Source organism: uncultured Campylobacter sp. (genome assembly GCF_938045225.1).
Lineage (GTDB): Bacteria > Campylobacterota > Campylobacteria > Campylobacterales > Campylobacteraceae > Campylobacter_A.
Map to the genome: position 1 here is coordinate 1 of NZ_CALINL010000097.1, position 5,333 is coordinate 5,333.

Below are 5,333 nucleotides of genomic sequence, written 5' to 3' on the forward strand. Positions count from 1 at the left end.
GATTAGCGCGTCGGTCTCGATCTCTTTTATTTTTTCGGACGTTTTTTCAAATTCAGCCTCGCCCAGAGCCGCGATAAAAGGCGAAATTTCAACGCTTTTTAGCTCGGTTTTGTTTGAAATTTGCGTCTGCGTGCTGTAATGCCTGATGCTCTCTATCTCGTCGTCAAATAGCAAAATGCGGTTTGGCTCCTGCGCGCCAACGCAAAAAATATCGATAATCTCGCCGCGCACGCAAAACTCGGCCTCGCTCTCCACGATATCAACCGCCTCGTAGCCAAAGCGCAGTAGCTTTTCGGCTAGCTCTTTTGGATCGATTTTATCGCCAAAATTTAGAGCAAGCTTTTGTAGGTGTTTTTTGCCGGGAAGTTTGTTTAGGACGGTGCAAACGGGGCTAATGAGGAGCTTTTTGCCCTCGAATTCGTAAAATTTGGCTAGCTCGGACGATAGCTCGAAAAGCTCGGCGCTAAAGCTGCGCAGATCATCGCCCTCGCGCGCTCTAAAATCGGGCAATCTAAATACCTTAAGCCCGGCAAATTCCGCCGCGCTAAAAGCCGCGACGGCCTCCTTATCGTCCTCGCAGACGAGCAACTGCGCATCGCCTCCGTTTAAAAAATACTCAAAAACCTCACTTTGCACCGAGGTACCTTTTTAAGAAGGCTTCCACGAGGTAAAACGACCCGAACGCCAAATACTCCTCGTCCGCGCACACGTCCGCAAAGCCCTCAAACTCCATATTAAGCTGGCGCAAAGCCTCTTTTACCTGCGCCGTCGCAAGCTCGCGGCCCGGCGTCTCGTACTCGATGATGTAAGTCTTTTTAACGATCGGCTTGATCGCCATCAGGACGGCTTTTATATCCTTGTCGGCAAAGGCGTTAAAGATCAAATTTAGCTTTTTGCCCGCAAATCTTTTCACGAGAGCTTGCGCCGCCATCTCGTTGTGCCCGACGTCGATCGTGACGTTTGGCGCGATCTTTTCGCAGCGTCCGCTAAGATCTAGCGCACCCAAATTTGCTAAATTTAAACTAAACCCAAGCTCCTTAAACGCAGAAGAGCTAAGGGTTAAATTTGAACGTAAAAACTCGGGCAAGCCGAATTTTTCCGCATAAATTTTAATCTCGTTTTTATCATCGTTGCTTAAATTTTGGGAAGCGAATTTGAGCGTCGCACCTTTTTTATCGGCTATTTTTCGCGCGATACCGACGCAAAGCTCACTCATCTCGTCGTTCATCAAAGCAACGTCCGCCATCGCGTTAAATTTAGTCGTCGCGATCTGCTCTAACGTGTCGCCAAGCAGCGCCGTGTGGTCAAAACCTATCGGAGTAAAGAGGCTAAGACGCTTGTCAAACACGTTCGTAGCGTCGAATTCTCCCCCAACGCCAGCCTCGCAGACGAAAAAGTCGCACCCCTCAAAAAGCGGAGCGCAAAGTAGCGTCGCGTACTCGAAATACGAAAGCGAGCGCGCTACTTCGGCAGGCAAAATTTTAATCAGCCTCTCGTGAGCCGTTTCGAGCGCATCTGCGCTAGCTACGGCGCCGTTCATCCAAAATCTCTCGCGAAACTCGAAAATATGCGGGCTCGTATAGTGTCCGACGCTATGACCGCAGGCAAGCATCTGCGCTAAAAATCGCCCCGTGCTGCCCTTGCCGTTCGTACCGATAAGATGGATGATTTTTGGTATTTTAAATGCATCTTGTACAAATTTAAACGCATTTGGCATGCGCGCGCGGTTGATTTCCTTATAAAAAAGGGGTTTGTTTTCTAAAAAATATTCTAGTTTCATTAAATTTTAGGCATCACCTGATCTCTGCCGTTTTGCTTAGCCTGATATAGCATTTTATCCGAAGCTTCTAATACGGCTGCTTGACTTTGATTTTGGCTACGTATAGCAACGCCGCAACTCACCGTAACGCTAATGCGTTCGTCTTTGTATAAAAATTTGGAGTTTTTTAGCACATCGCGCACCTTATCCGCAAACTCTATACTCTGCGCCATATCAAACCCTGGCAACAACACCACAAACTCCTCGCCGCCGTACCTAGCGACGAAATCGGCTTCCCTAGAGTTGCCCCTAAGCACCCTTCCTACGCTTGCTATTATCACGTCGCCGGCGTCGTGACCGTATACGTCGTTTATATTTTTAAAATGATCTATGTCAAAAAAACACACGGCGTAGTCGGCATTTTGTTGTAAAAAATCAACCTCCAGCCGCCCAAGCTCTTCCATTAGTGCTTTTTTTGTCGCGGTTTTAGTTAAAAAATCCTCTTTGCTCTCGGCTTTTGCGCTTTCTAGCTCTACTTCTAGTTTACTCACTTTTGCTTGTAACTCTTTTATAGTTTGCTGATCATTTAGCATTTGTTCTCCAAGTTGCTTAACCTCTACATCTAGGGTGTCGGCGATATTTTTTAATTTATCTCTGATTCCCTCAAAACTATCTTCACTCAAATTTATAGAATTTAGATCGTTTTTTATAAATTGCATCTGACTTGAACTCTTAGACGAGCTATTAATTAGACTTGATATTTGCCCGCTTATACCGTCTAAAACCTTATCTAGCGCTCCGACCCTTGTTGATATTTCAGCCCTATCAAGCTCAATACGCTTTTTAGTCAAATTTTCTATATTTTTTCTAATGGTAAAATCTTCTAAAAGCTTTGGATCGCTTTTTAAAATTTTATTTACTTTTTCTATCTCGCCGTCGATTTTATCGGTAATAGAAGGTCTTAGCATATCCGATACGAGCGGAACTAGTTTTTCACAAGCCTGCTCTTTCGTCAAAACATCTTCAAGCTCGCTAACGATATCTCTCAGGTCGCTAAAATTTTTAACGCCGTAAACGCACAATCTTTTCAAAAAACTATCGTCGTAATCGGTCAAAAAATCAAACCACTTATCTTTTATTCTATCTATAGCTTGCGCGTCTAGTCTTCTATTTAGAGCTTCCGAGCTGGCTTCGGCTAAATTTTTAGCATTTTTATTATGTAGCGAAGCTACGGCCTCGAAAACCTTTTTATTCATAGCTACGAGTGCATTTATTAGTTTTGGATACTCGGCAAGGCCGGGCGAATTTAGCCTAGCGGCCATAAAAGCAAAAAGCTCATCTAAGTTTCTTACGTTTTTTTGTTTTAGCTGCGCTTTAAGCTCGTCGTTTAGGCGAGCCGAGTATTTTTCAAGCTTCTGGCAATCAGGCACTATTACGCCGTTTTTTTTCGCTATCTCGCAAAAAACCTCGGCGTAGTTATCCGGAGTTAGCATGAGCCCGCGCTCTTTCATGGTCTGGATTGATTCTTTTATGACTTGGCTGACGCTAGTCGCCATTTTTTAGCCCTTTTACCGCAAGCACGGCGATATATTCGTCAAAAGCCTCCTGCGAAGCCTCTTTTATGGCGTTATATTTCTCGCCTTCGCTGATGACGCCGTCGGCAAATCTAGTATCCCTTACTTTTTGAGAAACGGTAAAGTCGTGCTCGCCCGAAGTCGTCACCGATAGCGTCTTGCCGCCTTTTAACTTAGTGTCGAAATTTAGCGTTAGTATCGCTTTATACGAAGTTACATAGCCGTTTTCATCATATAATAGCGCTTGGTAGTTAAGCGATTTGATCGATACGGTTATGGCGGTTGGCTCGCTTTTATCGTAGCTTATGCGTTTGCCCAGCCTTGTTACGATACCCTCTAACACGCTATCTTTAATCCATACGCTATTTTTAGGCTCTTCTTTGCTTATCAGCACGTTTACGTAGACGCGGTCGCCCATTATATCGTTCGTAATCTTTGAGACTGGCTTATAGCCACATCCAACCAAGATGAAAGTCGCCAAAAGTAGTAAAATTTTTATCTTCACGATTTAGCCTTTTATTACGAAATTTACGAGCTTGCCTGTCACGTAAATTTGTTTGATTATCTCTTTTCCTTCTAGCCATTTAGCCGCGCTTTGTCTAGCTAGAGCCAAGACCTCGTCCTCGCTTGCGCTGCTCGGCACTTCAAATTCGCCGCGCCTTTTGCCGTTAACGGTGATAGCCAAATTTAAACTATCTTTTTCAAAAACCTCGTCCAAAATTTCTATTTTCGTAAAATTTGCCCTGCCGAATAGCTGCTCGCTAAGTTCGTTTGCGACATGCGGCACTATAGGCTCTAGCAAATTTAAGATGATAAAAAAGGCTTCCGTCGTTACATCCTGATTATCCTGCGCGTTTACGGCGTTTAAAGCCTCCATGCAGGCGGCGATCAGGGTGTTAAATGTAAAATTTTCCTCGTAAACGTCGTTTGATTTTTTAAGCGCCTCGTAAACCTTCATGCGCGCGTATTTTTCTTCTTTACTCAAATTTGCGTGCGCTATCTGCGGGATTTGAGTGCATCTTTTTACGCCCGAGCTTCGTTCGTACAAGCGGTTTAAAAATCTAAACGCGCCCTCGACCGCGCTGTCGTTCCACTCAAGCTCTTTTTGCGGAGGCGCGGCAAATAGGATAAAAAGCCTCGCCGTATCGGCACCGTATTTGCTGATAATGTCGTCCGGATCGACTACGTTACCTTTACTTTTACTCATTTTTTTGCCGTCTTTTAGCACCATGCCTTGAGTGAGCAGTCGCTCAAACGGCTCGTCGTCTCTTAGGTAGCCCAGGTCTCGCAAGGCCTTTTGAAAAAATCTCGCGTAAAGCAGGTGTAAGATCGCATGCTCGATACCGCCGATATACTGATCCACGTTCATCCAATAATTCACGCTTTTAGCGTCAAACGCGCGATCCTGCCACGTTTTTTCGTCGCTCGCGTACCTAGCGAAATACCAGCTACTCTCAAAAAACGTATCCATCGTATCGGTCTCGCGGATAGCCTCGCCGCCGCATTTTGGGCACTTTACGTGCTTCCAGCTCTCGTGTTTATCGAGCGGATTTCCTTCGCCCGTTATCTGCACGTCGTCAGGTAGCGTCACAGGCAAATTTTCGATCTTTTCAGGCACGACGCCGCAGCATTTGCAGTGCACCATCGGTATCGGAGCGCCCCAGTAGCGCTGTCTAGAGATACCCCAGTCGCGGATTTTAAAATTTACGACGCGTTTGCCGATCTTGTCCGCTTCAAATTTTTCTATTATTTTTAGTTTTGCTTCTTCGCTGCCTAGTCCGTTTATGAGCGGCGAATTTATAGATATTCCGTATTCCGTTAGCGCCTTGCCGCCCTCAAATTCGCCTTGCGCAGGCATAACCACCCATTTTATAGGCAGGTCAAATTTACTCGCAAACTCGTAGTCGCGCTCATCGTGAGCCGGCACCGCCATAACAGCGCCGCTACCGTAGTCTGCTAGGACAAAATTTGCCACCCAAACCGGCACTTTTTCTCCGGTT

Annotated in this window: 4 protein-coding genes and 1 pseudogene; all 5 read right to left on the reverse strand. The window is 45.6% G+C overall.

All coding sequences use genetic code 11. From position 1 onward, the window contains the following. Positions 1-636: pseudogene (locus Q0200_RS04010) on the reverse strand (transcription-repair coupling factor); the annotation flags it as partial. After that, positions 626-1,780 (reverse strand): bifunctional folylpolyglutamate synthase/dihydrofolate synthase, encoded by a 1,155-nt coding sequence (locus tag Q0200_RS04015; RefSeq protein ID WP_297938026.1) that lies wholly within the window; start codon positions 1,778-1,780, stop codon positions 626-628. The gene Q0200_RS04015 and the pseudogene Q0200_RS04010, both read right to left, overlap by 11 nt. Further along, entirely contained in the window at positions 1,780-3,315 is a 1,536-nt protein-coding gene (locus Q0200_RS04020; RefSeq protein WP_297938030.1) for a GGDEF domain-containing protein, read from the reverse strand. Before Q0200_RS04020 ends, Q0200_RS04015 begins: the two co-directional genes overlap by 1 nt. Beyond that, positions 3,305-3,838, reverse strand: coding sequence for a penicillin-binding protein (locus Q0200_RS04025; protein ID WP_297938033.1), 534 nt, complete (start codon positions 3,836-3,838; stop codon positions 3,305-3,307). Before Q0200_RS04025 ends, Q0200_RS04020 begins: the two co-directional genes overlap by 11 nt. A gap of 3 nt (positions 3,839-3,841) precedes the next feature. Then, positions 3,842-5,333, reverse strand: a 1,492-nt coding sequence (locus Q0200_RS04030) for a class I tRNA ligase family protein (protein WP_297938034.1), incomplete at its 5' end; no start/stop codon positions are given.

Coding starts and splice junctions, on each gene's coding strand:
- Q0200_RS04015 (WP_297938026.1), bottom strand. CDS start 1,780: ATGAAACTAGAATATTTTTTAGAAAACAAACCCCTTTTTTATAAGGAA.
- Q0200_RS04020 (WP_297938030.1), bottom strand. CDS start 3,315: ATGGCGACTAGCGTCAGCCAAGTCATAAAAGAATCAATCCAGACCATG.